This window comes from Curtobacterium sp. TXMA1 (assembly GCF_020162095.1).
Taxonomy (GTDB): Bacteria; Actinomycetota; Actinomycetes; order Actinomycetales; family Microbacteriaceae; genus Curtobacterium.
Genome location: NZ_CP083910.1, coordinates 335,960 through 362,523, shown reverse-complemented (window position 1 = coordinate 362,523; position 26,564 = coordinate 335,960). Strand labels below are relative to the sequence as shown.

Sequence of the window (26,564 nt, the reverse complement as noted above, 5' to 3'; positions counted from 1 at the left end):
CCCTGCCCGGCTCAGTCGGTCGGCAGGCCCGTCAGGTGCCGGTCGAGCAGGTCGATCGCCCACTCGCCGGACTCCCCGGGCGCGAGGCGCGTGACGTGCACCGCCAGTCCGTCGACGAGCGCGTGGAGCCGGCACGCCTCGTCGGCCCGCTGGTCCTCGGGCACCCCGACGAGGGCGACGATCCGGTCGCACCACGCCCGCATCTCGGCGACCACCCGGTCCAGGGCGGGCCGGAGCGCAGCATCGGTGAGCGCCGCGTTGCCGAGCGCCAGGTACACGTCGAGCTCGACCACCCGCTCGTCGTCGAGCGGCAGCAGCTCGAGCAGGATCCGCCGCGCGGTCTCGCCGTCCGGGAGTCCCTCGGGGATCGCGGCGATGCGCTCCCGGGTCCGGTCGAACACGAGCGTGATGGTGTGCTCGCGCATGGCGGCCTGCGTCGGGAAGACGTAGCGCACGGTGCTCGGCGGGAGGCCGGCCTCGGCGGCGACCCCGCGGACGCTCAGGGCGCCCAGGCCGTCGCGCGCGAGGACCCGGCACGCCGCGTCGGAGACGTCGAGACGGCGTCGTTCGAGGTCCTCGCGAGTGGTCACCACGCCATACTCGCACGGTCGTGCGACTCGTGCTACCGTCGATCAGGAAGAGTCGCACAGTCGTGCGACTCGACACGTCATCACGAGGGAAGGAGACGCCGTGGCCTGGGTCGTGCTCGTCCTGTCCGGGGTGCTCGAGGCGGTGTGGGCCACCGCGCTGAGCGCGTCGAACGGGTTCAAGAAGGTGGTGCCGACGATCGTGTTCGTCGCCGGCATGGTGCTCAGCATGGTCGGACTCGCGTTCGCCATGAAGGCGATCCCGGTCGGCACCGCCTACGCGGTGTGGGTCGGCATCGGAGCGTCGCTCACGGTCGTCGTGGCGATCCTCCGCCGCCAGGAGGCCGCGTCGATCACCCGCGTCGCCCTCGTGCTCGGGCTGGTCGCCTGCGTGGTCGGTCTCAAGGTGGTGAGCTGAGGTGGCGTGGCTCGTCCTGTTCGTCAGCGCGGCGCTCGAGACCGTCTGGGCCACGGCGCTCGGCGCGAGTGACGGCTTCACCGTGCCGGGTCCGACAGCCCTGTTCGCGGTGACGATCGTCGTGAGCCTGGTGGCGTTCGGCTACGTGCTCCGGCACATCCCGATCAGCACGGCCTACGCGGTGTGGACCGGGACCGGGGCGGGCCTCACGGTCCTGTGGGGCATGGCGACCGGCGCCGAACCGGTCACGTTCCTGCGCCTGCTGTTCATCGCCGGGATCGTCGGCTGCGTGGTCGGCCTGAAGCTGGTCCCTGCACGCCCGGTCACCCCGGGTCCGGTCCTGGAGCCCGGCGTCGGTCCCGCGAAGGCGACAGACCGCCGCGGATGATCGGGCGCATCCTGTCGCCTCGGCGGACGAGACCGCGCCGGTGACGGATCGCGCGGTGACGGACCGGGCCGGTGACGGACGGGAGGCGCGGTGCCAGCCGGCACCGCGCCTCCAGGCCGTCACGGGGTCACGTGCTCAGACGGACGCGCCCGTCCACTCGTCCTCGGCCGCGACGTGGTCGCTGCCCGCGGTCCCCGCGGCGAGCGCGGCGGCCACGCGGTCGGCGTGCGACGGCGGGTCGGACGGTACGTGCGCCGGACGGTCCGCCTCGTTGATCCTCCGGAGCTCGGGGACGATGTCCTCGGCCAGGATGTCGATCTGCTCGAGCACCGTCTTGAGCGGCAGGCCGGCGTGGTCGATGAGGAACATCTGGCGCTGGTAGTGCCCGACGTGGTCCTTCATCGTGGCGTAGCGGTCGATGACCTGCTGCGGCGAGCCGACGGTGAGCGGGGTCTGGGCAGTGAAGTCCTCCATCGACGGGCCGTGGCCGTACACCGGGGCGTTGTCGAAGTAGGGGCGGAACTCGTCCCACGCGTCCTGCGAGTTCTTCCGCGCGAAGAACTGCCCGCCGAGGCCGACGATCGCCTGGTCGGCGGTGCCGTGCCCGTAGTGCTCGAAGCGCTGGCGGTACAGGCCCACCATCTGCTCGGTGTGCTGGATCGGCCAGAAGATGTTGTTGTGCAGGAACCCGTCGCCGTAGTAAGCGGCCTGCTCAGCGATCTCGGGGGTGCGGATCGAGCCGTGCCAGACGAAGGGCGGCACGCCGTCGAGCGGACGCGGGGTCGAGGTGAAGCCCTGCAGCGGGGTGCGGAACTTCCCCTGCCAGTTCACGACGTCGTTCTCCCACAGCTGGCGGATGAGCGCGTAGTTCTCGATGGCCAGGTTCACGCCCTGGCGGATGTCCTGCCCGAACCACGGGTAGACCGGGCCGGTGTTGCCGCGACCCATCATCAGGTCCATGCGGCCGTCGCTGATCACCTGGAGCATCGCGTACTCCTCGGCGATGCGCACCGGGTCGTTCGTCGTGACCAGGGTCGTGCTCGTCGACAGGGTGATGTGCTCCGTGCGTCCCGCGAGGTAGCCGAGCATCGTCGTCGGGCTCGACGCGACGAAGGGCGGGTTGTGGTGCTCTCCGGTGGCGAAGACGTCGAGGCCGGCCTGGTCGGCGTGCTCGGCGATCGTCAGGATGTCCCGGACGCGCCGGGTGTCGTCCGGTGTGGTGCCGGTCGTGGGGTCCGTCGTGACGTCGCTGACGGTGAAGATCCCGAACTGCATGGTGCCCGCCTCCTGGTGCTGGCCGTGGTGCCGCTGGTGGTGCGGCTGTTTCGATGCGTTTGCATCGACTTGCCGGGTATAACGTACCGCAGCGCCGGGCATTCCCGCCAGTGCCGGACGCCTCCGGTGCGCTCGGCGGCGCGGTGGCAGCGCCTCAGCGTCCGTCCGGCACTGTCGACTCCGCGCGCTCAGTGACGCTGGGCAGCGCATCCACGTCCGTCCGGCGCCGTGGACTCCGCGCGTTCAGCGACGGGGCGGCAGCGCGTCCGCGTCCGTCCGGGCCGCGTGGTGGAGGCCGTCGGCGAGCCAGACGACCGTGACGACCGCGAGCACGCTCACGCTCGACGCCATCCGGCCGGCTACCAGGACGGCGGCGTGCAGGTCGGTGACACCGGTCAGCCCCGCGACCACGGCGACCACGCCGACCAGGAAGGTGACGCCCGTCGCGAGCAGGAGCAGCGCCGTCACCACGCGGCGGGGGCCGCGGCGGCCGTCCCGGTCACCGCGCTCGCCTCGGTCGACGCGCGGACCGACGGCACGGACGAGTCCGAGCCAGAACAGGGCGATCGCGCACGCGCCGACGATGTCGCTCACCCTGTGCCAGCCGTAGACGACGGTCTGGTTCGCCACGAAGACCGCGTAGGCAGCGCCCACGAGCGTCACGACCGGTCGCCAGCGCCGGGGCGTCACGAGGAGCACGGCGAAGAGCGCGGCGAGTGCGATCGTCGCGTGACCGGAAGGGTACGAGTTGGGCGTCTCCGACTGGGCGATCTCCGGGCGCTCGGCGATACGCTTCACGAGCGTCGAGGTGGCTGCCGACGCGAGCACCACGACGCCCGCTCCGAGTCCCACCGCGAGCCGGCGTCGGGCGAACGCGACGGCGGCGATCACGACCACCAGCAACAGGATGACCGGCACCGAGATGACGTTCAGTGCAGTGTCCGACCCGAACAGGTCGGACTCCCGGACACCGCCCAGCGCGGCGTCCTCGACCCGCTGCCCGACCGGCGTCAGCACGGCGACGGCGTAGACGAGAGGCACGATCGCGAACCCCAGAGCCGCCAGCAGGCCCCACCGCAACCGCCGCGACACCAACGGTCCGCGCGACTCGGGCGCGGTGCGTTCGGGCGTACGGGTCACCGGCGTGGTCCTCCTCGGTGTGGCGTTCATCGGTCTCCTCGTCCGGCTGCTGTCGCGTGGGCGATTCGGACGGTCGGGGTCCGACACGATACCGTTGGTCCGCCGGTCCGCGCCTGTGAACCAGGGGTCAGCCACCTCAGGATCCGACGCCAGCGCCGCCCGTACGGCATGGGCAGGCGCTCCGGCTCCCGTCGCCGGCACGTCCGGTGCGACCACCCTGTACCAGGAGGAGACCGAAGTGGCCATCAAGGAACCCAGCATCACGGCGTCGCCGAACCGGGGCCTCGCCCTGACGGTGGGAGCGCTCCTGGCGCTCTGGGGCTTCCTCGGCTTCTTCTTCGCCGCCGACGGCGACCCGGGCTTCTTCAGCCGCGAGGGCGGGATGCTCTGGAACGCCTTCGGCGTCAACCCGGCGATGTGCCTGCTGTGGATCCTGCTCGCCGTCGTACTCCTCATCACGGGCCTCGGCACGACCATCGGTTCGCGGAACGGCAACCGCCTGGTCGGCATCGTCCTCGTCGTCATGGCGGTCTACGGCTTCGCGCTCGGTGGCACCTCGGCGAACGTCTTCGCCCTGACCTTCGCGGACAACCTGTTCCACGCGATCGTCGGTGTGGTCCTGCTCCTCACGGCCTTCGGGGCCGACCACGAGAACGTGCGGGCCATCCGGGCGGCACAGCGCGCCTGACGCTCCCGTTGCTCGTCCTCGACGCCCCGTCCACCGTCTGGTGGGCGGGGCGTCGTCGTGCGGGCAGGGAGGCAGCCGCCGTGCGGGCAGGGTTCGCCGTGCGGGCAGGGTTCGCCGTGCGGGCAGGGTTCGCCGTGCGGGCAGGGTTCGCCGCGCGGAGGGGCGTCGTCGCCGCCGGGGCGTCGGGACGCTCCCGGCGGGTCGGCCGCTGGGATCGGAGCCGCTGTGGTCCCAGCGAGCGGGCAGGACACGCCGCGCGTCGTCCGCCGTGCAGGCACGACTCGTCGGCACCGGCCCGCGAGCGTGACGGATCTGGCCCGCTCGGCGGAGTGCCCGCGGCCGGCGGCGGCAGCAGGGCCGGGCGGCGGGGTCAGGCGCCGTCGGGGCGGGGCGCTGCCTCGAGCTCGGTCGCGACGACCCGCGGGGCCTCGGACATGAACCGACGGACGTCGAGGTCCACGATGATGTCCTGCGGGCGCAGCGGACGGGTCAGGTAGAGCCCCTCGAGCGAGGTCAACCGCGAGAGCGCCACGTACGTCTGTCCGGCGCTGAACACCCGGTTGCCGAGGTCGACCACCGCGCGGTCGTACGTCGACCCCTGCGACTTGTGGATCGTGACCGCCCAGGCCAGGCGCAGGGGGAACTGTTGGAACTCCCCCACGGTGTCCTTCTTGAGCTCCTTCTTGTCCGGGTCGTAGGAGTACTTGAACTTCTCCCACACGGACGGTTGGACCTCGAACGACTCCCCGTCGACGTCGACCCACACGGTGTCCCGAATGGTGGTGACGACACCGAGGGTGCCGTTCACCCAGCGCTGGTCCGGGTCGTTCCGCAGGAACATCACGTGGGCGCCGGGCTTCAGCTCGAGTGCTTCGTCGGCCGGGAAGTTCCGTCCGCCGAAGTCACCGTTGACGTCCGCACGGGCGGTCTTCACCTTGCCGGGCAGCCGGTCGAGGGCCGCCTTGTTGATGCGCGAGACGGTGTCGTTGCGGGTCGCCAGCGTGATGGCGTCGTCCGGGGCCGGTCGGGCGCCGGCGGTGTTGAGCTGCCCGGCGATGTCGGCCGTGACCCGACCGTGCCGCACCGCCGTCAGCATCGCGGCGAAGGCGTCGTCGCGCTGCCGGTGCACGGTCGCGAGCTCGACGATGTGCAGCTCGGCCTCGAGCCAGACCTTCGCGTCGAAGAACCACATCGACCGGTAGTGGTCGGTGAAGTAGGCGCGCTCGTCGCCGTCGCCGGGGACCGGGGGGAGCTGGTACGGGTCGCCGAACATGACGACCTGCACGCCGCCGAAGGCCTCGAACTGGCGCCCCCGGGCCTTGCGGAGCGAGCGGTCCATCGCGTCGAGCAGGTCGGCGTTGACCATCGAGACCTCGTCGATGACCAGGGTGTCGATCGTGTTGAGGAGCTTCCGGGTGTCCGGGCCCTGCCGGAGCTCGGCGTCGGCGATGAGTCCGATCGGGAGCCGGAAGAGCGAGTGGATCGTCTGCCCGCCGACGTTCAGCGCGGCGACACCGGTCGGCGCGCAGATGACGACCTGCTTCTCGGTGTTCCACGACAGGTGGTTGAGGAGCGTGGACTTCCCCGTCCCCGCGCGTCCGGTGATGAAGACGTGGTCGCGGGTGTGCTCGATGTACTCGAAGACCGCCCGCTGTTCGGCGCTGAGCTCGACGCTCACCGGTCGCCCGCCCCCGCAGCCGCCGGTCCTGCCGACGCTGCCGGGTCGGCTGCCACTGCCGGATCAGCCACCGCCGGGTCGGCTGCCGCGGTGCGCCCGCCGGCGCCGTCCGTGGGCGAGCGGTCGGGCGCGGGACGGTCGCCGCGCAGTCGGACCAGCGTCACGACGACCACCGTGACGAGCAGCGCGATCCCCGCGACGACGAGGACGACGCCGGCGCGGGCCTGGTCCTCGAGCGGGGTCGGCCCCCACTCACGGCCCATCGCGCCGAACCACGATGCCTGGAGCAGCCCGAGCGGCCCCTGCATCGCGATGCCGAGCGAGACGGTGCCCGCGGCCACCACGACCGCGCCGACGACCCGTACGAGCGCCGCGCCGGTGCTCGCTGTCCGGGCACCGGCTGCCACGGGCGTGAGGAGCGTGGGGACGGCAAGCAGCCCGACGAGCACGAGTCCGAGGTCGACCAGGGTGCGTCCGGCCGGGTCGCTCACCGACCACCGCAGCACCTGGGTGGCGTACAGGCCCCACCAGACCGCGGCGAGGAGCACGAAGGACGGGAAGGGCTGCGCCAGGTACCGGACGACGCTGTTCTCGACGAGCAGGCCCGTCCACTCGCGGACGCCGGTCGACCCGTCCTCGCGCGGGTGCACGGCGGCCCGGATCAGCTGCACGGGCGCCGCCGCCCACAGGAGCGCGGGGACGACGAGGCCGAGCAGCACGTGCGCGCCGACGTTGGCGGACACCAGGAAGCGGTCGTAGGTGTGCAGCGAGCCGGACGTCGCCACGACCAGCGTCACGACCGCGATCGCGGCGGCGACCGTGCGGTGCACCGGCCACGAGCGTCCTCGACGACGCAGTCGGACCACGCCAGCGGTGTACGCGGCGGCGGCGAGCACCGCGGCCATCAACCAGAAGAGGTCGATGTTCCAGGCGGTGAGCCATCCCCACGACCCCGGGTCGCCCGGGAGCGGGTCGTCGGTCAGCAGCTCGGCGGGCGTCGGGTTCGTGGTCTTGCTGAGGGCGACCTCGCCGACCGGGGTCGCGGTGCGCCCGAGGGCCGCGGCGAACCCGCTCGCCACCCCCATGACGGCGAGTTCGACCAGCACGAGGGTCCAGAACGGACCACGGCGCTCCGGAGCGTCGGTGAGCGACCGGATCGTCCGTCGACGCTGCACGGCACCGAGCACACCGATGCCGACGAGCGCGGCGGTCTTGACGAGCACGAGGACGCCGTAGGGGGTGAGCAGGTTCGCCGGGGTGCCCACGCGGATGATCGCCGAGGCCGTCCCCGACACGGCGACGAGCACGAAGCAACCGAGCGCGATGCTCGAGTAGCGGGCGACGACGAGCGGCAGCCGGTCACCGGGCAGCACGCCCCGCAGGAGCACGACGAGCAGGAGCCCGCCGACCCACAGCGCGGCGCCGACGAGGTGCAGCCCGAGCGCGGTGACCGCCGAGTCGTGGCTCGCGGTCCCGGCGGCGTGCCCCTGCTGCGCGAGCGGGACGAGCCCGACCATGGCGACGCCGGCCGTGAGGGCGACCATGCCCCGACCGCGGACCGCGAAGCAGAGCACCGTCACGGCGGCCGCGACGAGCACGGCGACCAGCCACGCGGTGCCGAGGTCGGTGCCGGTGAGGAACACCCCCATCGACTGGCCGAACTGCTCGTCGAGGCTCAGGGCCGACCCGGCGACGGACAGGAACGTGAAGAAGGTGGTGGCAGCAGCGGCGACCGTCCACACCGCGGCGGCCCCGGCGGCGACGTCGATCGCACGGTTCCACTCGGGCCGGGTGCGGGACAGGCCGACGACGGTGAGCGCCAGGCCGCCGATCGTGGCCGCGGCGGACAGGTCGACGACGAGCCGGGCGATCGGCAGGCCGAACCGGACGACCGCGCCCGGGTCCGCGATGAGCGCGCGGTCCGCCCCGCCGCCGATCACGAGGGCGACGAGGAGCGAGACGAACCCGACGAGCAGCAGCACGGCGGGGCCGGCGATGCGTGCGATCCGGTCCACCCGACAAGCCTAGGCGGTGCCCGACCGACCGGGGCACGCCGGTGGGCCGCCCTGTGGGCGGTGGGCGGTGCCTCCCGGCTGTGCAGGAGAGGACGGACCGGAGCCGAGGCCACAGGACGGACGACCCCGGGAACGACGGAAGGGACGGCCGAGGCCGTCCCTTCCGGTGCTGCTGAGCGGTCTTACTTGACGGCAGCCTTGAGCTTGGAGCCGGCGCTGACCTTGACCGAGTCGCTCGCGGCGATCTCGATGGCATCACCCGTCTGCGGGTTGCGGCCGGTGCGCGCGGCGCGGTGGGTCTTCTCGAAGGCGATCCAGCCCGGGATCGTGACCTTGGTGCCGTCGGCGACCGACGACGAGACGACGCTGAACAGCGCGTCGACGACGCCGTTGACGGTGGCCTGGCTCTGGCCGGACTCCTGCGCGACGGCAGCGACGAGCTCGGTGCGGTTCAGTGACTTGTCAGCCATGGATGTCCTCCTCGGACTTCTTGCAGTGTCGGTGGGACGTCGGGACGCCCGCCCGCCCGGAGCGGGGTGCCCTGGACGTGGTGGCCCCGGGGACGGTGACGCCCGGCGGAACCGTCAGCGAACCTACCAGCCGTGCGGTGTCCGGACGACCGACTCGCCCGGATTTCCGGGGTTGTCGAGGGTCTGCAGGGGTGCGAGTGACGGATGTGGCGACGATGTACCCCACCGGGGCCGGGACGACGAACGCCCCGTCCCTCTGCAGGGACGGGGCGTTCGGTGGAGCTGGTGCTTACCAGGAGCTCTTCGTGATGCCCGGCAGCTCGCCACGGTGGGCCATGTCGCGGAAGCGGACACGGCTGATGCCGTACTCACCGAGGTGGCCACGGGGGCGACCGTCGATGGCGTCGCGGTTGCGGTAGCGGACCGGCGACGCGTCGCGCGGGAGCTTCTGCAGGCCGACGCGAGCGGCCTCACGCGACTCGTCGGTGCCGTTCGGGTCCACGAGGGCCTTCTTCAGCTCGAGACGGCGCTCGGCGTAGCGCGCGATGACCTCGGCGCGCTGGTTGTTCTTCGCGATCTTGCTCTTCTTCGCCATGCTTAGCGCTCCTCACGGAAGTCGACGTGCTTGCGGATCACCGGGTCGTACTTCTTGAGCACGAGGCGGTCCGGGTTGTTGCGACGGTTCTTCTTGGTCACGTAGGTGAACCCGGTCCCCGCGGTGGAGCGGAGCTTGATGATCGGACGGACGTCCTGACCCTTCTTGGCCATCAGATCTTCTCCCCACGGGCGAGGAGATCCTTGACGACGGACTCGATGCCGCGTGCGTCGATCACCTTGATGCCCTTAGCGCTGAGCGTGAGCGTGACGTTACGACGAAGCGAGGGCACGTAGTACGTCTTCTTCTGCACGTTCGGGTCGAAGCGACGCTTCGTCCGGCGGTGCGAGTGCGAGATGTTGTGTCCGAAGCCGGGGGTGGCTCCGGTCACCTGGCACACTGCTGCCATGGTTTCCTCCTGAGGTACCGAGCGGCCGGACGGCCGCTCCCAAGGTCACTTGCCTGGCGCGCACGCGCTCGTCACCGGAGGTGACCGCAGCGAGGGGTTGTGCGCGCCGCCCAGACCCGCGGACCCTGTCGAAGGACCTGCGAGCACCGCGCGACCGCGGCGTACGCGACGGTCGGAGGGCTTGGAACAACTGGGTCTGCCACGCGGACGCGGCGGACCAGGGGTCCACGTTACGGGACGGCCGCGCGTGTCGCAAGCCGGGCCTCCCGGTGGGGTCGCAACGGAACCGGCCTGGAGGCGCGGCCCGGCCCCGTCAAGCCGGTTCCGCCAGGTCGGCCGGTCGGGTTCCGGTCGCACGACATGCCGTCGGGCGGTTCGGCAGACGGCACGTCCTGCGACCAGGACGGCTGCGAGCGGCAAGTCGTGCGACCAGGACGACCCCTGGGTAGAGCCCGCAGCAGCAGCCGGGCCGGCCGACGCGCCCTACGGCCCGTCGGTCGGCCGCGGCGCCAGCGCCTGCACCAGCAGCTCGCCGAGCTCCCGCGGCGCCGTGGCCATCGGCCAGTGCCCGGTCTCGAGCCCCACGATCGTCAGGTCCTCGACCGCGACGAGCTCGGTCGTCCACGCGTGGTGCTCGGCCACCATCGCGGCCAGGTCCTCCGCCGGGATCTCGCACGACACCACGGTCGCCGGGATCCGGTGCCGAGCGGGGTCCGCGTAGTGGAAGGGATCGGTCGGCACGGCCGCGGGCTCCGGGACCGCCCGGCGCTCGAACTCCTCGCGGAGCGCCGGCGTCATCCCCCGCACGGTCGCCGGCTCCCAGACGTCCCACGACGGCAGCGGCACGACACCGTCCACCACGGGCAGCTCGTCGTTCACCACGGCACCGTCCGGCCCGGGGAACGTGTCCACGTAGAGCAGGTGCGCGACGAGCAAGGGTCGCTGGTCCGCCGCCATGAGCACCATCGGCCCGGCACCCGAGTGCCCCGCGAGCGCCACCGGCTCGTCCGGCGTCGCCACGGCGTCGAGGACCGCCACGATGCCGGCGACCTGCTCGTCGAGCGTGGCGCCCGTCCGCGTGATCGCCTGGACGGAGTGCCCGGCCTCCTGCAGGACGGGCGTCACCGCGTCCCACGCGCTCGCGTCGAGCCAGAACCCGGGCACCAGGATGACGTGCATGCGCGGGAGGTTACTCGCCGGTCCGGGCCGCGGTGCAGACCGCGCACTCGCCGAAGATGTCGACGACGTGGCTGGCGTTGGTGAAGCCGTTCGCGGCCGCGACCTCCTGGGCCCACCGTTCCACCGGGTCGGCCTCGATCTCGACCGTGCGGCCGCAGTTCCGGCAGATCAGGTGGTGGTGGTGCGCGTCGGTCGTGCAGGCCCGGTACAGCGACTCGCCGTCCTGCTGCAGCGAGTCCGCGTCACCCTCGGTCGCCAGGTCGGCGAGCGCCCGGTACACGGTGGCCAGTCCGATCGTGGAGCCGCCGTCCCGCAGGTGCTGGTGGAGCGCCTGCGCGCTCACGAACCCCTCGGTGCCGGACAGCGCGCTGCGCACGGCCTCGCGCTGCCAGGTGTTCCGCTTCGGCTTCTGCACGGCGTTCACGCGGTGACTCCTTCCCTGCGGGTCGCGTCGGTCGACGCGTCGTTCCCGGTCTGGAGGCGCGACCCGCCCCCGTCGGTCTGCTCGCGGTCCGCGATGCGCTCGCGTCCGCGTCGGTCCCTGCGGCTGCCGACGATGCGGCAGACCACCCAGATCACGAACGAGATCGTCGTGACGTAGGGGCTGATCGGCAGTCCCCCGCCGAGTGCGAGCAGGATGCCACCGACGACCGACACGACCGCGAAGACCGTCGAGAGCACGGGAACGACCACGGGGTGCGAGGTCAGGCGGAGTGCGGCGGCAGCGGGGGTGACGAGCAGCGAGAGCACCAGCAGCGCGCCGACGATCTGCACCGACACCGCGGTGGCGAGTCCGAGCGCGAGCATGAACACGATGGCGAGCGTCCGCACCGGGACCCCGGCAGCGGCGGCGACGTCGGGGTCGACGGACGAGAACATCAGCGGGCGCCAGATCACCAGGAGCGTCACGACGACGATCGCGGAGACGACGATCAGCGAGGTCAGCTGCGGGTTGTCGACCGAGACGATCTGCCCGGTGAGCAGCCCGAACTTGTTCGCCGCCCGGCCCTTGTAGAGCGCGAGGCACAGGATGCCGAGCCCGAGGCCGAACGGCATGAGGACGGCGATGATCGAGTTCCGGTCGCGGGCCCGGGACCCGAGCAGCCCGATGAGCAGCGCGGCGACGACCGAGCCGACGAGCGACCCGGTGACGACGTTCACGCCGAACAGCAGGGCGGCACTGGCCCCGGCGAACGACAGCTCCGAGATGCCGTGCACCGCGAACGGCATGTTCCGGGCGACGACGAACGGCCCGATGAGTCCGCCGACGATGCCGAGCACGGCGCCGGCCCAGATCGAGTTCTGCACGAGCACGAGGAGCTCGCCGTAGTCCTGGAACGAGAAGACGGTCGACAGCACGTCCATCAGATGCGCCCTTCGTCCGGGGTGGTGGCGTGCGGGTCCGGGTCGCAGTGGTGGTGCGCACCGGTCTGGTCGTGGGCCTCGTTCGCGCCGACGATGACGATCCGGCCCATGGTGCGGACGACGTCGACGGGCGTGCCGTACAGGTCGCTCAGCACGTCGGCGCGCAGGACCTCGTCGGGAGCACCGATGCGGAACCGGCCGCCCGCGATGTAGAGGACGCGGTCGACGACGTCGAGGATCGGGTTCACGTCGTGGGTGACGAACAGCACGGCGGCATTCTGCTGCCGACGCTGCCGGTCGATGAGTTCGGTGACACCGCGCTGGTGACGGAGGTCGAGCGAGATGAGCGGCTCGTCGCAGAGCAGCAGGGCCGGGTCGGCGGCGATGGCCTGCCCGACGCGGGTGCGCTGCTGCTCGCCGCCGGACAGCTCCGCGACCGGGGCGTCGGCGAACGCGGTCGCGCCGACCTCGTCGAGGATCCGGTCGATGCGGGCACGCTCGACGCGGCTGGCGGGCAGGACGCCCCACCGCGAACCGGTGACCCCCTGCGCGATCATGTCCCTGGCGCGGAGCGGCGTGCCGGACTCCATCAGGCGCTGCTGCGGGATGTAGCCGATCCGACGGTGTCCACGACGGACGGGCTGTCCGAGGAACGACATCGTGCCGCTCGTGAGCCGCTGCTGGCCGAGCACGGTGCGCAGCAGTGAGGTCTTGCCGGCGCCGTTCGGCCCGAGGACGGCGACGAACTCCCCCGGCGCCAGGTCGAGGTCGAGGTGCGACCAGAGGGTCCGCGACCCGTACGACAGTGCGGCGTCGCGGAGCGCGAGCACAGCGGAACCGCCACGGCCGGGGGCCGCAGCGGTTCGCGAGGGGGTCTGGACCGCGGTCACTTCGTGAGCGCCCCCGTGATCTCGTCGATGTTCGCCTGCTGCCACGAGACGTAATCCTCCCCCTTCGGGAGCGTCTCCGTGACACCGACCACCGGGATCCCGGCCTGGTCGGCGGCCTTCTTGACCTGCTCGGTCTCCGCGCTGGACGTCTGCTCGTTGTAGGCGAGCAGCTTCACCTGCTTCTCGGTGAACAGCTTCAGGGTGTCGTTGAGCGCGGCGGGCGGGACGTCGTCGCCCTCCTCGATCGCCTCCGAGAAGGCCTCCGGCGTCACGTTGTCGAGCCCCATCGCGTCGAACAGGTACCCGGGGACGGGCTCGGTGTACGAGACCTTCTCGCCGTCGACCTTCTCCTTCGCTGCGGCGGTCTGCGACTCGAGGTCCTCGAGCTTCGTGGTGAGCTCCTTCGCGTTGCGCTCGAAGGAGTCGGCGTGCGCGGAGTCGAGCTTCGTCAGGCGCTGCTCGACGTCGGCCACGAGCTTCACCATCGTCGGGTAGTCGTAGAAGACGTGCTCGTTGAACTCCGAGTCGCCGCCCTCGTCCAACCCGGACAGCTCCACCACGTTGATCGTGTCGGCCTTCGTGCCCGATGCCTTCGCCAGCGTGGTCATGAAGTCGTCGTACCCGCCGCCGTTCTCGATGAGCAGGTCGGCCTTCGAGACCGCGAGCTGGGTCGTCGCGCTCGACTCGAACGAGTGCGGGTCCTGCGAGGGGTCGTCGAGGATGCTCGTGACCTCGACGTCCTTGCCGCCGATCTCCTGCGCGATCGACCCGTAGACGTTCGTCGACGCGACGACCCGGACGGTGCCGTCGCCCGAGGCGTCGCCGGAGGCGGAGGACGTGGCGCAGCCGGTCAGCGCGAGCGCGGCGGCGCCGACGACGAGCGGCAGGGCGAGGAGGCGGCGGTTCTGCATGGAGACGACGGTATGCCCTACTGATAACGATTGTCAAAACCGGTGTCAGGAAACCAGGAACACGGTCCTGCCGGCCACGCGCGACCGCCCGGCAGTACCGTTGAGCGGGATCCGCGACGAGGAGGGCAGATCATGGACGGCACGGCACCCGGCGACGACGGTCCGCTGGGCGGAGGCGAGCGGTGACGGTCGTGCGGACCCCGTTCGCGGGGCCGGTCGTGGCGCTGTCCGACGTGCCGGACCCGGTGTTCGCCGAGCAGCTCGTCGGCGCGGGTGTGGCCGTCGACCTGACCGGTGTCGCGGGCCCGGTGACGGCGGGCGCACCGGTCGACGGCTCGATCGTCAAGCTGCTCCCGCACGCGTTCGCGCTGCAGGGCTCGGCGGGGACCGACGTCCTGGTGCACCTCGGCATCGACACCCTGCAGCTGCACGGCGAGGGCTTCGAGCTGCTCGCGACCGAGGGTGACTCCGTGCGCGCCGGGGACCCGGTCGTGCGGTTCACACCGAGCGTGGTCGAGGCCGCCGGCTCCTCCCCCGTCTGCCCGGTCGTCGTGCTCGGCAGCACGCCGGACTCGGTCGAGCAGTCGACGGTCGGCTCGACACTGCCCGAGGGCGCGACGCTCTTCACCGTCTGACGCGCGGGCCTCGGCCCGGAGTCCTCCACGAAAGCGACAGGCTTCCATCGACATCCGGGCGCAGCCTGTCGCTTTCGCGGAACGGACCAGGGCGAATCTGCGGGTGCGGCCGCCCGGCTACGCCGGCGCGCGGCGCGCGGTGACCTCCATCTGCACCCGGTAGCGGTCCGAGCGGTACCAGGAGCGGGCGTGCTCGACCGGACGGTCCGCCGCGTAGGAGACCCGGTCGAACTCGAGCAGCGGCGCACCGGTCCGCGTCCCGAGGAGTGTCGCGACGTCGTCGGCCGCCGGCTTCGCGGCGACCGTCTGCTGCGCTCGGTCGATCGGCGTGCCGTACGTGTCGGCCGCGAGCGAGTACACCGACCCGGACAGGTCCTGGTCGAGGAGCCCCGGGAACGCCGTCGCCGACAGCCAGGCATCGTCGACGGACACCGGAGCCCCGTCCGCCGTGCGCAGGCGCTTGAGGTGGTACGCGGTGTCCCCGGCGTCGAGCCGCAGCGCCGCCACGGTGTCGGCCGGGGGGACCCGTTCCTCGCGGACGAGCACGACGGTCGTCGGGACGTGCCCGAGCGCCCGCATCTCCTCGGTGAAGGACGCCAGGTGCAGGGTGGACTGCACGGGTCGGTGTGCCACGAAGGTGCCCTTGCCGCGCACACGCTCCAGGTAGCCCTCGTTGACGAGCTGTCCGAGGGCCTCGCGCACCGTGATCCGCGAGACGCCGTACTCGGCGATGAGCTGCCGTTCCGAGGGGATCGCCGCGCCGGGTGCGAGCCGGGTGGTCGCGAGGTCGAGCAGGATGCGCCGGAGCTGCTGGTGCTTCGGCTCGGCCCCCTCGGTGATGCGGCTCGTCATGCGGTCCTCGTGCTCCGGTGCTCGTCGACTCGGGGCGGTCGTCGCCCAGCTGGTCCTGCGCGGACATGACCAGTGGTCCTCACAGTAGTGATCAGGATGCGAGGAGCCGACGCCGTGACAAGATGACGCGCGTGACCTCGGTGGTGATCGTGGACGACGAGACGCTCGTCCGGTACGGGTTCGAACTCATCCTCGGCGCGGCGGCGGACATCGACGTCGTCGCCACGAGCGGTGACGTCGACGCGGTCGAGACCGTGCGCCGGCACGCCCCCGACGTGGTCCTGCTCGACGTCCGGATGCCGCGGGTGAACGGGCTCAAGGTGCTCGCCGCGCTCCGGCAGCTGCCCGAGCCCCCGGCCGTCGCGATGCTGACGACGTTCGACACCGACACCCAGGTGGTCGCCCGGGCGATGGAGTCCGGGGCCGCCGGCTTCCTGCTCAAGGACACCGACCCGGAGTCGCTCGCCGAGTACGTCCGGGCGCTCGCCCGCGGCGGCATCGTCCTGGCGCCGGGCGTGGACCGGACCCGGCTCTTCGCCCACCGGCCGTCGGCCCCGGCACCGGAGCTGTCCGAGCGGGAGCACACCGTGGTGCGGCTCGTCGCCGAGGGCGCCAGCAACCCCGAGATCGGTCAGCGCATCGGCGTCAGCACCGGCACGGTCAAGGAGGACGTTCGCGCCCTCCTCGCCGCGTTCGGCGTCACCACGCGGGTCCAGCTCGCGCTGCGTGCGGCGGAGGCCGGGCTGCTCGATGGCTGAGCCGAGCACCGCCGGTCGCCTCCGTCGCCTGCTGGAGCGGACGGACGGGAGGCTCGACGCACTCGTCGACGCCGGCCTCCGTCGCGCGCGCGCCCACCCCGCCCCCTGGTGGCTGGTCGACGCGCTCTTCCTCGCCGCCGCGGTCGTCGACGCCGTGCTGGACATCGCGGGCGCCACGACGACCGAGATCACGCTGTCGCTCGTCGCTGCCGGCGCGCTCGTCCTCCGTCGACGCCTGCCCGTCCTCGCCTTCGCGCTCACGATGCCCGGCCTGTTCATCGGCTCCGGCGTCGTCGCGGCGAGCATCGCGCTCTTCACGCTCGGCGAGCGCACCGACCGGCGGTGGCTGATGCTCGTCGCCGCGGTCGTGCAGTTCGTCGGGTTCAGCGGCTTCGTCGTCGGCCCGCCCCAGCAGTTCGACGAGATCGTCGTGTCCGTCGTCTACGCCCTGATCTTCGCGCTCGGCCCGCTCGCGATCGGGCTGCTCGTGCGGACCCGGGCCGTCCTGGTCGACCGGATCGCCGAGCTCGGGGCCTCGCGCGCCGAGGAACGCCGCCGGGCCGCCGAGGTCGCGCTCTCCCGCGAACGCGCCCTGCTCGCCCGCGAGATGCACGACGTGGTGTCGCACCAGGTCACCCTGATCGCCGTGCAGGCCGGCGGCGTGCAGATGGCCGGGCGCGACGAGCAGGAGCGGGCGTTCGCGCGGACGATCCGGCAGCTGTGCGTCGTCACGCTGCAGGAGCTGCGCGAGATGGTCCAGGTGCTCCGGGCCTCCGGCGGCACCGACCGCGAGATCGCACCGCAGCCCGTGCTCGCGGACCTGCCCCGGCTCGTCGCGGCGAGCGGGCTCGAGACCGAGGTCGCCGTCGAGCTGCCCGACAGCCTGCCCCTGCCCGTGCAGCGCGCGGTCTACCGCTTCGTGCAGGAGGGCCTGACGAACGTCCGGAAGCACGCCCCCGGCGCAGTCGTCCGGATCAGCGGTCGGCTGCACGGCGACCAGGTGCTCGTCGACCTCGTGAACGGTCCCGCGCGCGCCGACCGGCTCGAGCTCCCCGGCTCGGGGCTGGGCCTCATCGGGCTCGGGGAACGCGCCTCGCTGCTCGGCGGACGCCTGGACTCCGGCCCGCAGCCCGGCGACGGGTTCGCCCTGCACCTCCGTCTGCCCGTCGAGCACCTCCCCGCTCCGGCCTCGGCCTCGAGTTGACGACCGGAGGACACCGGATGGCCGATCGGCCACCGGGATCCACCCCGCGGTCCGATGCGGCAGTGGCGTCGACTGCGGTGGGATGACACCGTGGCACCCGCATCCCTCCTCGCACACCTCCGACGCGCGCCGGTCTCCGTGACCACCGCCGTCGCCGCGGTCGTGCTCGTCGTCTCCGCCCGGATCGCCCACGCGGAACCCGACTTCCCGCACCACCCGCCCGTCGCACTGCTCGCGCTCGGCGCGGTCGTGCTCGCGGTCGTCCTCGCGGAGCGCGCGCTCGGCTCGGTCCGGACCGTCGTCGTCGGGGTCGCCGCTCCGGCACTCGCGGTGCTCGTGACCCTGCTCGCGGTCGCCGTCGGCCAGGCGGCGGGCGAGGCGCACGCCGAGGCGGCAGCGGGCGAACCGCTGTTCGCCCCGTCGATCGTGGCCACCGCCCTGCTCGGCGCGGCGTCGGCGACCATGCCCGAGCAGCGACGGCACCGCGTCCGCGCCGTGCTCTGGACCGTCGTCCTCACCCTCGTGCTGTTCGCAGGCCACGGGTCGGACCTGGCCCGTGCCCTGGCGACCCTGTTCGGGACCGCGGCCGGTGTGGTCGTGGTGCGCCGGGCCTCCCGTCCGTCCACCGCGAACCCGCGGACGACGCACCCCGCCCTGCGGAACCCGCGCACCGTGGTCGTCGGCGCGCTCGCGGCGCTCGGCGCCGGGACCCTCGTGACGCTCGTCGTGCCGGACCCGGACGGCGTGCTCTCGCCGTTCGCCGACGCCATGAGCGACCGCGCGACCGTCGCCGTCGGTGTCCTGCTGCTCGGGTCGGCCTGGCTCGTGCAGCGCGGTCGACGCGCGGGGGTCGTGCTCGCCGCAGCCGTCCTCGTGACCCTGACGGCGGTGCTGTCGGACGTCTTCCTGCTCGAGCCCCTCTCCGACGGCGACGTGCAGTGGCACGGGCTCGGGCTCGACGCCGTCGAGTGGCAGGTGACGCTGCTCGGCGCCTGGTTGGTGCCCGCCGCCGTGCTGCTCGCCGTCGTGCTGCTGCGCGAGCGGCTCGTGCGCGCACGCTTCCGGGCCGCGACCGACTGCAGCGAGGAGTACCGCGGGATGCTGCGTCGCGGCGACGCGGGCTCGCTCGGCCACATGGGCACGTGGCAGGGCAACGCCACCTGGACCGACCCCGACGGCCGTGGCGCCGTCGCGTACCGGGTGCGCGGGAACGTGGCGCTCACGGTCTCCGACCCCGCCTGCGCCGCCGAGGACCGTGCCGTGGTGCTCGCCGCCTTCGCCGCGTCCTGCGAGCGGAACGGCTGGGTGCCGGCGTTCACGAGCGTGCACGAACCGGTCCGCGAGCTGCTGGTGGCCGAGGGCTGGACCGCACTGCCGGTCGGGGTGGAGTGCGTGCTCGACCTCGACACGTTCGACCTGCGTGGGAAGAAGCGGCAGGACCTGCGGACGGCGTCGAACCGCGCCGACCGCGAGGGCGTCCGCGACGAGTGGACCACCCTCGACGCGCTCGACCCCGACCGACGTGCCCAGGTCGAGGCCGTGTGCTCCCGCTGGGCCGCGGACCGACGCCTGCCCGAGATGGGCTTCACGCTCGGCGGACTGCGCGAGCTCGACGACCCCGAGGTGCGGCTGATGCTCGCGGTCACGGCGGAGGGTCGCGTCGACGCGGTGACGAGCTGGCTGCCCGTGCACGAGCACGGCGCCCTGATCGGCTACACCCTGGACGTGATGCGACGAGCTGACGACGGGATGCCCGGCGTGATGGAGTTCCTGATCGCCCGGACCGCCCTGCGCGCCCGCGAGGCCGGCCTGGGCACGATCAGCCTGTCCGGGACGCCGCTCGCCGTGCACGCCGGTGCCGGTCCGCTCGTCACGCACGGGTCGCGGCTGCTCGCCCGCGTGCTCGAGCCGGTGTACGGCTTCCGGTCGCTGCAGCGGTTCAAGGAGAAGTTCGGTGCCCGCCACGAGCCGCTCTGGCTCGTCGTGCCGTCGGCCCTGCAGGTGCCACGCGTGGGCCGGGCCCTCGCCGGGGCGTACGTGCCCGGGCTCCGGCCGAAGCACCTGTGGGCACTCCGGCAGGCGCACGTGTCGGCGGCGGCGGAGCGCGCCGGGGCCGGTGCAGCGCGGGCCGGAACCGACGCCCGCTCGTGAGTCCGACCGAGTGGCTGCTCGCCACACAGCTCCAGGCGCCGTCGAAGCTCGTCCCCGCCGACACGGCGTTCGGCGTGCTCGCACTCGTCGTGCTGCTGCCGGCGGTCCGGTCCTGGCGCTCCCCCACGGCCTGGCGTCGAGCGCGGCTCCGAGCCGTCGTCGCCGCCACTGCCGCGCTCGTCCTGCTGGCCGTGTGCTGGTTCCTGACGCACGTCGTCGACCTGTTCGGCGTCGCGCTGAGCCCGGTCACGCAGATGTGGGTCGCGTTCGCGGGTGCTGCACTCGCGCTCGCCGTCACCGCGATCGTGCAGGGCGGGCGCTGGCGTCGGACGCTGGCGATCGTCCTGGTGCCGGCGGCGGTCCTCGTCCCCGCGCTCGGGATCAACGTGGAGTTCGCCAAGTACCCGACCCTCGGCACCGTCGTGCAGAGCAACCCGTGGCCCGCGTACGACCCGGACGCCGCCCCCCTCGACACGATGCCCGACGCCGGCATCGTCCGCACCGTCGAGATCCCCGGCACCCGCTCGCTTTTCGACGCCCGTCCCGCGGTCGTCTGGCTCCCGCCTGCGGCCCTGGTGCGTGATCCGCGACCGCTGCCGGTCGTCCTCGCCTTCTCCGGACAGCCCGGCGCTCCGGGCGACCTGTTCACCGCCGGCCGCCTCGCCGAGCCGCTCGACGCCTACGCACGCGCCCACGACGGTCGCGCGCCCATCGTGGTGAGCGTCGACCAGCTCTCCGCGCCGGGTCGGAACACGATGTGCGTCGACTCCCGGCTCGGGAACGTCGCGACCTACGTGACGCGGGACGTCCCGGCGTGGATCACCGCGAACCTCCCGGCCACGCACGACCGGAAGGCCTGGGGGCTGGCCGGGTTCTCGCAGGGGGCGACCTGCGCGATGCAGTTCGTCACCGGTCACCCGGACGAGTTCGGTGCAGCCCTGGCGGTGTCGAGCGAGCTGCAGCCGATCGACCAGTCACCGCAGCACAGTGCCGACCAGGCGTTCGGCGGCTCGGTCGCCCGCTGGCGTGCGGCGGCGCCGATCGCGCAGATGCGGGCGAACGGGCTCGGCGGACACGCGCTGTGGTTGACGGCGGGATCGGCCGACCGGGAGTTCAGCGAGAACGCCCGGAAGCTCGGGGCAGCTGCACGGAAGGCCGGTGCGACCGTGTCGATCGAGTCCGCGCCGGGGAGCGGGCACGACTGGAACACCGTGCAGTGGTCGTTCCGACAGGACGTCGGGCCGCTGGCGGACGCATTGTCCGCGACGGGGTGACGGGCGCGACGGGATGATCGGCGGGGTCAGGCGTTGCGGACGAGCCAGGCGAACTGGTCGTCGGTGAGCTCGCGGTCGGTCCACACCTGACGGAGGACCCCCTCGGGCGCCGCCACCGACGCCTGCCCCTGCCAGACCAGGGACAGCCCGGCCTTCCGCAGGACCGCGGCCGACGCCGGGTTGTTCGTCAGGACGCGACCGGTGACGGGCGCACGAAGGGCCGTCCGGTGCGCCTGCTCGACAGCCGCAGCGGCGATCTCGCTCGCGTAGCCCTGCCCCCACGCCGCCGGGTCGAGCCGGTAGCCGAGGTTCCAGACCCCCGCAGCGGTCATGTCGACGCCGCCGATCCCCACGAAGGCACCGTCGACGGTACGGACGGTCCACGAGCCCAGTCCGTGCCGGGCGCGACCGCCGATCTTCCGCTGGACCAGGTCGACCGTCGTCGCGCGGTCGGTGTGGCGTCCGGCGGGCAGGTGCTCCCACGTCCGCGCGTCGGAGAAGACCGCGTGCGCGTCGTCGATGTCGGCGGGCGTGAGCGGTGTCAGCACCAGGCGATCCGTCCGGATCTCCTGCTGTGGGGTCAGGAGCTGGTGGGCCATGCACCGATCATCACCCGGACCGCCGACAAGCGGGTGGACACCACGCGACGTCCGCGCGATCCGGCCGGGGACTGCGGCATCCCGCAGCACCGGGCCGGACCTGCACGCCCGAGCGAGGCTCAGTCGAGCAGGAGCGCCGGCTCCTCGAGCACCGAGGCGATGTCGTGCACGAAGCGCGACGCCACGTCGCCGTCGACGACCCGGTGGTCGAAGGAGGCACCGATGGTGGTCACCATGCGCGAGCGGACCTCGCCGTCGACGACCCACGGCTTGGGCTTGATCGTGCCCATCGCGATGATCGCGACCTCGCCCGGGTTGAGGATCGGCGTCCCGGTGTCCATGCCGAACACGCCGATGTTCGTGATCGTCACGGTGCCGTCCGCCATCTGCTGCGGCGTGGTCTTGCCGTCGCGCGCGGTCAGGGTCAGGTCCTCGAGCGCCTTCGCGAGCTCGAACAGGGACATGTCCTGCGCGTCCTTGATGTTCGGCACGATGAGCCCGCGCGGGGTCGCCGCCGCGATGCCGAGGTTCACGAAGTGGTGGACGATGATCTCCTGGTCGGTCCAGGTCGAGTTCACCGACCGGTTCCGACGGACCGCCCAGATGACGGCCTTCGCGAAGACGAGCAGCGGCGAGACCTTGACGCCGGCGAACGTCGGCGAGGACTTCAGCCGCTTGACGAACTCCATCGTGCGGGTGGCGTCGACGTCGACGAACAGGGACACGTGCGGCGCCGTGAACTTCGACGTGGTCATCGCCTTCGCGATGGCCTTGCGCACACCCTTGACCGGGATGGTCTCGCGGCGCACGTCGCCCCACTCGGGCGTCTCGATGTTCCGGAAGACGCTGGCCTGCTTGGCGTGCCGGATGACGTCGTCACGGGTGACCTCGCCCGCGAGGCCGGTCGGCACGACCTCGGTCAGGTCGACGTCGAGGTCCTTCGCGAGCTTGCGGATCGGCGGCTTCGCCAGCACCGTACCGGTCGAGACGACCTTGCGCGGGCGGGTGCCCTGCGCGGCGACGGCCTCCGAGATGCTGTCCTCGGCCGGGTCGGCGGCGGCCTCGGCTGCGGCGACGGCGTCCGCACTGGAGGCACGGCTCGCCTCGGCCGCGAGCGCTGCGGCCCGGCGGGCGCCCGGCTTCCGGCGGGACGGGGATGTGGTGGCCGAGCCGTAGCCGACGAGGACGGCGCCGGACGACTCGTCCGACCCGACGACGGTCGCGTGGTCGGCGACCGGCTGCGCGGGCGCGGCGGCCGCGGGCCGCGCAGGGGCCGTGGCGGGCGCGGGCACCGTGGCGGCGGCCGGGGCTGGCGGAGTCTGCTGCGCGGGTGCCGGCGGCGTCTGCGCGACGGGAGCCGGGACGACGGCAGCTGCGGTGGTGGGAGCCGGGGCTGCCGCTGCGGCAGGCGGGGTGGCGGCGACCTCCGGCGAGGCCGGGACGCTGTCGGCGACCGGCGCCGAGCCTCCTGGCTGGGCAGTGGACCCGGCGACCTGGACGTCCGAGTCGACCCGGATGATCGGCTTGCCGACCTCGACGGTGTCGCCCTCCGACACGAGCAACCCGGTCACGGTGCCGGCGAACGGCGACGGCAGCTCGACGAGCGACTTCGCGGTCTCGATCTCGACCAGGACCTGGTCGACGGCGATCTCGTCCCCGATCGCGACGCGCCACTGCACGATCTCGGCCTCGGTCAGGCCTTCGCCCACGTCGGGCAGGGGGAATTCGGCGGCGGGCACAGCGGCTCCTTCGAACGTTCGGTCGGCTCGGTCAGTAGGCGAGGGCGCGGTCGACGGCCTCGAGGACACGGTCCGCGTCCGGCAGGTGGAGGTGTTCGAGCTTCGACACCGGGAAGGGGACGTCGAACCCGGAGACCCGGATCGGCGGTGCCTGCATCGTGTAGAAGCACTGCTCGGCGACGGTCGCGGCGATCTCGCTGCCGACGCTGACGAAGCCGGAGGCCTCCTGCGCGATGACGACGCGGCCCGTCTTCCGGGCCGATGCGAGCAGCGGCTCCCAGTCAATCGGCGAGATCGAGCGGAGGTCGATGACCTCGCAGCTGGTGCCCTCGGCCTCGGCGATGTCGGCGGCCTGCATGAGCGTCGCGACCATCGCCCCGTGGCCGACGAGGGTGACCTCGGTGCCGGTGCGGGCGACGCGGGTGGTGTGCATCGGGACGTGGCCGTCGACAAGGTCGACCTCACCCTTCGGCCAGTAGCGCGACTTCGGCTCGAGGAACACGACCGGGTCCTTCGACGCGATCGCCTCCTGGATCATCCAGTACGCGTCGTTCGGCGTGCTCGGGCTCACCACGCGGAGGCCCGCGGTGTGCGCGAAGTACGCCTCCGGGGACTCCTGGTGGTGCTCGACGGCGCCGATGTGGCCGCCGTAGGGGATGCGGATGACGACCGGCAGCGACATGTGCGCGGGCAGGCGGTTCTGCATCTTCGCGAGCTGCGAGGTGATCTGGTCGAAGCCCGGCCAGACGAAGCCGTCGAACTGGATCTCGACGACCGGGCGGTAGCCGCGCAGGGCGAGCCCGATCGCGGTGCCGATGATCCCGGACTCGGCGAGCGGGGTGTCGCGGACGCGCTCGGCGCCGAAGCGCTCCTGCAGGCCCTCGGTGATGCGGAAGACACCGCCGAGCCGGCCGATGTCCTCGCCCATGAGCAGGACCTTGTCGTCAGCGGCCATCGCGGCGGCCAGGCCGGCGTTGAGCGCCTTGGCCATCGGCAGGTTCTGGACGGGTTCGCTGGGGACCTCGCCCGCGCCGGGGTGGGCGCGGAGCGTGTAGTCGAAGAGCTGCTCGGTCGTGCTCATCAGTGGGAGCCCCCTTCGTACCCGGCCTCGTACTGCTCGAGCCAGACCTTCTGCGCGGTGGTGACCGGGTGCGGCTCGCGGTACACGTTGTCGAACATGACCCCCACGGGCGGCGGGGGCAGGGCGACGGTCGCACGGCGGACGTCGGCGGCGATGTCCTCGCCCTCCTCGTCGAAGCGGGCGAGCTGCTCGTCGGTGACGCCGCGGCTGCGCAGGTACGCGGCCGAGCGGGCGATCGGGTCGCGCTCGACCCACGAGGCGAGCTCGTCGTCGAGGCGGTAGCGGGTCGGGTCGTCGGAGCTCGTGTGCGCGCCGATGCGGTAGGTCTCCGCCTCGACGAACGCCGGGCCCTGGCCGGAGCGGGCGTGGTCGGTCGCCACGAGGGAGGCCGTGTAGGACGCCAGCACGTCGTTGCCGTCGACGCGGACGCTCGGGATGCCGAAGCCGCGCGGGCGGTCGACGAGCGGCGTCGGGGACTGCGTGGCGACGGGGACCGAGATCGCCCAGTGGTTGTTCTGCAGGAAGAAGACGACCGGGGCCTTCGTCGACGCGGCGAAGACGTACGCCTCGTTCACGTCGCCCTGGCTCGTCGCGCCGTCGCCGAAGTAGACGATGGTGCAGGCGTCACGGTCGGGATCGCCGGTGCCGACGTCGCCGTCGAGCTGCTGACCGAGCGCGTAACCCGTCGCGTGCAGCGTCTGCGAGCCGATCACGAGGGTCGAGACGTGCGTGTTGCCGCGCTCGTCCGGGTCCCAGCCGCCGTGCGTCTGGCCGCGGTACATCGCGATGATCTCCATCGGCTCGACCCCGCGGTGCATCGTCACCGCGTGCTCGCGGTACGACGGGAAGACGTGGTCCTGCGCGCGGAGGGCGAAGACCGAGCCGACCTGCGCTGCCTCCTGTCCGTGGCTCGGGACCCAGAGCCCGAGCTGACCGGTGCGCTGGAGGTTGTGGCCCGCGTGGTCGAACCGACGTGTGAGGACCATGCGGCGGTGCATCGCCAGCAGGGTCTCGTCCGGGATCGCCCGCGCGACGGCGGCGTACTCGGCGTTCTCGTCGGTCTCCACGAACCGGCCCTCGGGGTCGAGGATCCGGACGGTGGCCGTCGCGGGGGCCGCGGCGTGGAATGACATGTCGGTCAGCGTAACGCCAGGGCCTACCGGGCCGCCTGGAGGTCCTCCACAAGCGACCCCGCCGTTTCGAGGAGCGTTTCCACAGCCTCGTGCTCGCCGATCGACACCCGAATCCCCTCGTTCCCGAATGCCCGGACGATGATGCCGGCGGCCTCGAAGCGCTCGGCCGCGTGCGCCGTCAGCTCCCCGGTCGGCAGCCACACGAAGTTGCCCTGCGCGTCCGGGACGTCCCAGCCCTGGCCGCGCAGCGCGGCGACGATGCGGTCACGGCTGGCCGCGAGCTCGGCGACGCGCTCGAGCAGCTCGGTCTCGCGCTCGAGGCTCGCGAGCGCCGCGGCTTGGCCCTGCGCCGTGACCGACAGGGGGATCGCGCAGGCACGGACGGCGTCGAGCACGTACGCCGGACCGAACGCGTAGCCGACACGGAGGCCCGCGAGTCCGTACGCCTTGGAGAACGTGCGGAGGACGACGAGGTTCGGGTACCGCTCGAGCAGCGGCGTCCCACGGACCGCGGTGGACTCGGTGACGAACTCGGCGTAGGCCTCGTCGAGCACCACGAGCACGGTGGCGGGCACCCGGGCCATGAAGGCGTCGAACTCCGCCGCGGTGACGATCGGGCCGGTGGGGTTGTTCGGCGTGCAGACGATCACCATGCGGGTGCGCTCCGTGACCGCGTCGGCCATGGCGTCGAGGTCGTGCCCACCGTCGGGCCGGTTCGGCACCTGCACGCTCGTCGCGCCCGCGACCGTGACGACCCCCGGGTACGCCTCGAAGGAGCGCCAGGCGTAGACGATCTCGTCGCCGGGGCCGCTCGTCGCCTTCGCCAGCTCGTGCAGGATCGCGACGCTGCCCGGGGCGACGTGGACCTCGTCCACCGTCAGCCCGGCGCGGTTCGCGAGCACGGCCCGCACGGCCAGGGCGGTGGCGTCCGGGTAGCGGTTGTACGCGGTCTGCGCCTGCACGGCCTCGACGACGCCGGGCAGCGGCGGGAACGGGTTCTCGTTGCTCGACAGCTTGAACGCGTCGGGCGCGGCCTGGCGACCCTGCTTGTACGCGGGGAGGACGGCCACCTCGGGCCGGATGTGCACGCGCTCGTCAGTCACGCGGACAGGCTACCGGGACCCGTCCGG

The 26,564-nt window shown here is 72.6% G+C and carries 28 protein-coding genes; 8 read left to right on the top strand and 20 right to left on the bottom strand.

From position 1 onward, the window contains the following. Positions 1-11 precede the first annotated feature (11 nt). The gene (locus tag LCG91_RS01910; protein ID WP_224442306.1) at positions 12-590 is read right to left on the bottom strand and encodes a TetR/AcrR family transcriptional regulator; all 579 of its coding nucleotides are present in this window, start codon (positions 588-590) and stop codon (positions 12-14) included. 100 nt (positions 591-690) lie between these two features. Between LCG91_RS01910 and LCG91_RS01905 the strand changes: the two genes are divergently transcribed. Then, a complete protein-coding gene (locus tag LCG91_RS01905; RefSeq protein WP_082688372.1) occupies positions 691-1,005 on the top strand; it encodes a DMT family transporter in 315 nt (104 codons plus the stop codon). Position 1,006: 1 nt separating this feature from the next. Then, positions 1,007-1,393: a DMT family transporter gene (locus LCG91_RS01900; protein WP_224442305.1), complete on the top strand. Its 387-nt coding sequence runs from the start codon at positions 1,007-1,009 to the stop codon at positions 1,391-1,393. Between the two features lie 135 nt (positions 1,394-1,528). Here LCG91_RS01900 and LCG91_RS01895 read toward each other — a convergent pair whose 3' ends face one another. Next, entirely contained in the window at positions 1,529-2,668 is a 1,140-nt protein-coding gene (locus LCG91_RS01895; protein ID WP_058748581.1) for a CE1758 family FMN-dependent luciferase-like monooxygenase, read from the bottom strand. A 243-nt stretch (positions 2,669-2,911) separates the two neighbouring features. Continuing rightward, positions 2,912-3,808, bottom strand: coding sequence for a phosphatase PAP2 family protein (locus LCG91_RS01890; protein WP_224442304.1), 897 nt, complete (start codon positions 3,806-3,808; stop codon positions 2,912-2,914). Between the two features lie 238 nt (positions 3,809-4,046). Between LCG91_RS01890 and LCG91_RS01885 the strand changes: the two genes are divergently transcribed. Continuing rightward, the gene (locus LCG91_RS01885) at positions 4,047-4,496 is read left to right on the top strand and encodes a DUF4383 domain-containing protein (RefSeq protein ID WP_224442303.1); all 450 of its coding nucleotides are present in this window, start codon (positions 4,047-4,049) and stop codon (positions 4,494-4,496) included. Positions 4,497-4,866: 370 nt separating this feature from the next. Here LCG91_RS01885 and LCG91_RS01880 read toward each other — a convergent pair whose 3' ends face one another. The 11 genes from LCG91_RS01880 to LCG91_RS01830 form a co-directional block, all read right to left on the bottom strand. Then, entirely contained in the window at positions 4,867-6,174 is a 1,308-nt protein-coding gene (locus tag LCG91_RS01880) for an ATP-dependent RecD-like DNA helicase (RefSeq protein ID WP_224442302.1), read from the bottom strand. Further along, on the bottom strand, positions 6,171-8,189 hold the full coding sequence (locus LCG91_RS01875) for a bifunctional copper resistance protein CopD/cytochrome c oxidase assembly protein (protein ID WP_224442301.1): 2,019 nt from the start codon (positions 8,187-8,189) through the stop codon (positions 6,171-6,173). The genes LCG91_RS01880 and LCG91_RS01875 overlap by 4 nt, the downstream gene beginning before the upstream one ends. 182 nt (positions 8,190-8,371) lie before the next feature. Then, a complete protein-coding gene (locus tag LCG91_RS01870) occupies positions 8,372-8,659 on the bottom strand; it encodes an HU family DNA-binding protein (RefSeq protein ID WP_058727660.1) in 288 nt (95 codons plus the stop codon). A 289-nt stretch (positions 8,660-8,948) separates the two neighbouring features. Continuing rightward, positions 8,949-9,254 (bottom strand): 30S ribosomal protein S14, encoded by a 306-nt coding sequence (gene rpsN, locus LCG91_RS01865; protein WP_022903745.1) that lies wholly within the window; start codon positions 9,252-9,254, stop codon positions 8,949-8,951. Between the two features lie 2 nt (positions 9,255-9,256). Continuing rightward, positions 9,257-9,427 carry a 50S ribosomal protein L33 gene (rpmG, locus tag LCG91_RS01860; RefSeq protein WP_022908193.1) on the bottom strand — a complete coding sequence of 57 codons (171 nt, stop codon included), beginning with the start codon at positions 9,425-9,427 and terminating at the stop codon, positions 9,257-9,259. Continuing rightward, the gene (rpmB, locus tag LCG91_RS01855) at positions 9,427-9,663 is read right to left on the bottom strand and encodes a 50S ribosomal protein L28 (RefSeq protein WP_022903747.1); all 237 of its coding nucleotides are present in this window, start codon (positions 9,661-9,663) and stop codon (positions 9,427-9,429) included. The genes rpmG and rpmB overlap by 1 nt, the downstream gene beginning before the upstream one ends. A gap of 483 nt (positions 9,664-10,146) precedes the next feature. Beyond that, the gene (locus LCG91_RS01850) at positions 10,147-10,842 is read right to left on the bottom strand and encodes an alpha/beta fold hydrolase (protein WP_224442300.1); all 696 of its coding nucleotides are present in this window, start codon (positions 10,840-10,842) and stop codon (positions 10,147-10,149) included. Positions 10,843-10,852: 10 nt separating this feature from the next. Beyond that, positions 10,853-11,266: a Fur family transcriptional regulator gene (locus tag LCG91_RS01845; protein WP_081984565.1), complete on the bottom strand. Its 414-nt coding sequence runs from the start codon at positions 11,264-11,266 to the stop codon at positions 10,853-10,855. After that, complete coding sequence (locus LCG91_RS01840; RefSeq protein WP_058727662.1) at positions 11,263-12,207, bottom strand: metal ABC transporter permease; 945 nt, start codon at positions 12,205-12,207, stop codon at positions 11,263-11,265. The genes LCG91_RS01845 and LCG91_RS01840 overlap by 4 nt, the downstream gene beginning before the upstream one ends. Then, positions 12,207-13,037: a metal ABC transporter ATP-binding protein gene (locus tag LCG91_RS01835; protein WP_224442299.1), complete on the bottom strand. Its 831-nt coding sequence runs from the start codon at positions 13,035-13,037 to the stop codon at positions 12,207-12,209. The genes LCG91_RS01840 and LCG91_RS01835 overlap by 1 nt, the downstream gene beginning before the upstream one ends. A gap of 56 nt (positions 13,038-13,093) precedes the next feature. After that, positions 13,094-14,008, bottom strand: coding sequence for a metal ABC transporter solute-binding protein, Zn/Mn family (locus LCG91_RS01830; RefSeq protein WP_224442298.1), 915 nt, complete (start codon positions 14,006-14,008; stop codon positions 13,094-13,096). A gap of 182 nt (positions 14,009-14,190) precedes the next feature. Here LCG91_RS01830 and LCG91_RS01825 point away from each other — a divergent pair, with 182 nt between their 5' ends. Continuing rightward, on the top strand, positions 14,191-14,643 hold the full coding sequence (locus LCG91_RS01825; RefSeq protein ID WP_224442297.1) for a PTS glucose transporter subunit IIA: 453 nt from the start codon (positions 14,191-14,193) through the stop codon (positions 14,641-14,643). Positions 14,644-14,760: 117 nt separating this feature from the next. Here the strand turns inward: LCG91_RS01825 and LCG91_RS01820 are convergent, their stop codons facing one another. After that, a complete protein-coding gene (locus LCG91_RS01820) occupies positions 14,761-15,495 on the bottom strand; it encodes a GntR family transcriptional regulator (RefSeq protein WP_224442296.1) in 735 nt (244 codons plus the stop codon). A gap of 131 nt (positions 15,496-15,626) precedes the next feature. Here LCG91_RS01820 and LCG91_RS01815 point away from each other — a divergent pair, with 131 nt between their 5' ends. The 4 genes from LCG91_RS01815 (at position 15,627) to LCG91_RS01800 (ending at position 20,882) form a co-directional block, all read left to right on the top strand. Next, complete coding sequence (locus LCG91_RS01815; RefSeq protein WP_224442295.1) at positions 15,627-16,253, top strand: response regulator; 627 nt, start codon at positions 15,627-15,629, stop codon at positions 16,251-16,253. Next, positions 16,246-17,457 carry a sensor histidine kinase gene (locus LCG91_RS01810; protein WP_224442294.1) on the top strand — a complete coding sequence of 404 codons (1,212 nt, stop codon included), beginning with the start codon at positions 16,246-16,248 and terminating at the stop codon, positions 17,455-17,457. Before LCG91_RS01815 ends, LCG91_RS01810 begins: the two co-directional genes overlap by 8 nt. 90 nt (positions 17,458-17,547) lie before the next feature. Beyond that, positions 17,548-19,608: a bifunctional lysylphosphatidylglycerol flippase/synthetase MprF gene (locus LCG91_RS01805; protein ID WP_224442293.1), complete on the top strand. Its 2,061-nt coding sequence runs from the start codon at positions 17,548-17,550 to the stop codon at positions 19,606-19,608. Next, complete coding sequence (locus LCG91_RS01800; protein WP_224442292.1) at positions 19,605-20,882, top strand: alpha/beta hydrolase; 1,278 nt, start codon at positions 19,605-19,607, stop codon at positions 20,880-20,882. The genes LCG91_RS01805 and LCG91_RS01800 overlap by 4 nt, the downstream gene beginning before the upstream one ends. A 26-nt stretch (positions 20,883-20,908) precedes the next feature. On the opposite strand, the gene LCG91_RS01795 is transcribed toward LCG91_RS01800, so the two are convergent. The 5 genes from LCG91_RS01795 to LCG91_RS01775 all read right to left on the bottom strand — a co-directional run bounded on the left by LCG91_RS01795 (position 20,909) and on the right by LCG91_RS01775 (position 26,537). Further along, complete coding sequence (locus LCG91_RS01795) at positions 20,909-21,481, bottom strand: GNAT family N-acetyltransferase (RefSeq protein ID WP_224442291.1); 573 nt, start codon at positions 21,479-21,481, stop codon at positions 20,909-20,911. 119 nt (positions 21,482-21,600) lie between these two features. Then, positions 21,601-23,220 carry a dihydrolipoamide acetyltransferase family protein gene (locus LCG91_RS01790; protein WP_224442290.1) on the bottom strand — a complete coding sequence of 540 codons (1,620 nt, stop codon included), beginning with the start codon at positions 23,218-23,220 and terminating at the stop codon, positions 21,601-21,603. A gap of 31 nt (positions 23,221-23,251) precedes the next feature. Continuing rightward, complete coding sequence (locus LCG91_RS01785; RefSeq protein ID WP_058727694.1) at positions 23,252-24,211, bottom strand: alpha-ketoacid dehydrogenase subunit beta; 960 nt, start codon at positions 24,209-24,211, stop codon at positions 23,252-23,254. 89 nt (positions 24,212-24,300) lie between these two features. Further along, positions 24,301-25,434, bottom strand: a complete 1,134-nt coding sequence (locus tag LCG91_RS01780) for a thiamine pyrophosphate-dependent enzyme (protein WP_224442289.1) — start codon at positions 25,432-25,434, stop codon at positions 24,301-24,303. A 23-nt stretch (positions 25,435-25,457) separates the two neighbouring features. Beyond that, positions 25,458-26,537 (bottom strand): histidinol-phosphate transaminase, encoded by a 1,080-nt coding sequence (locus LCG91_RS01775; RefSeq protein WP_224442288.1) that lies wholly within the window; start codon positions 26,535-26,537, stop codon positions 25,458-25,460. Positions 26,538-26,564 lie beyond the last annotated feature (27 nt).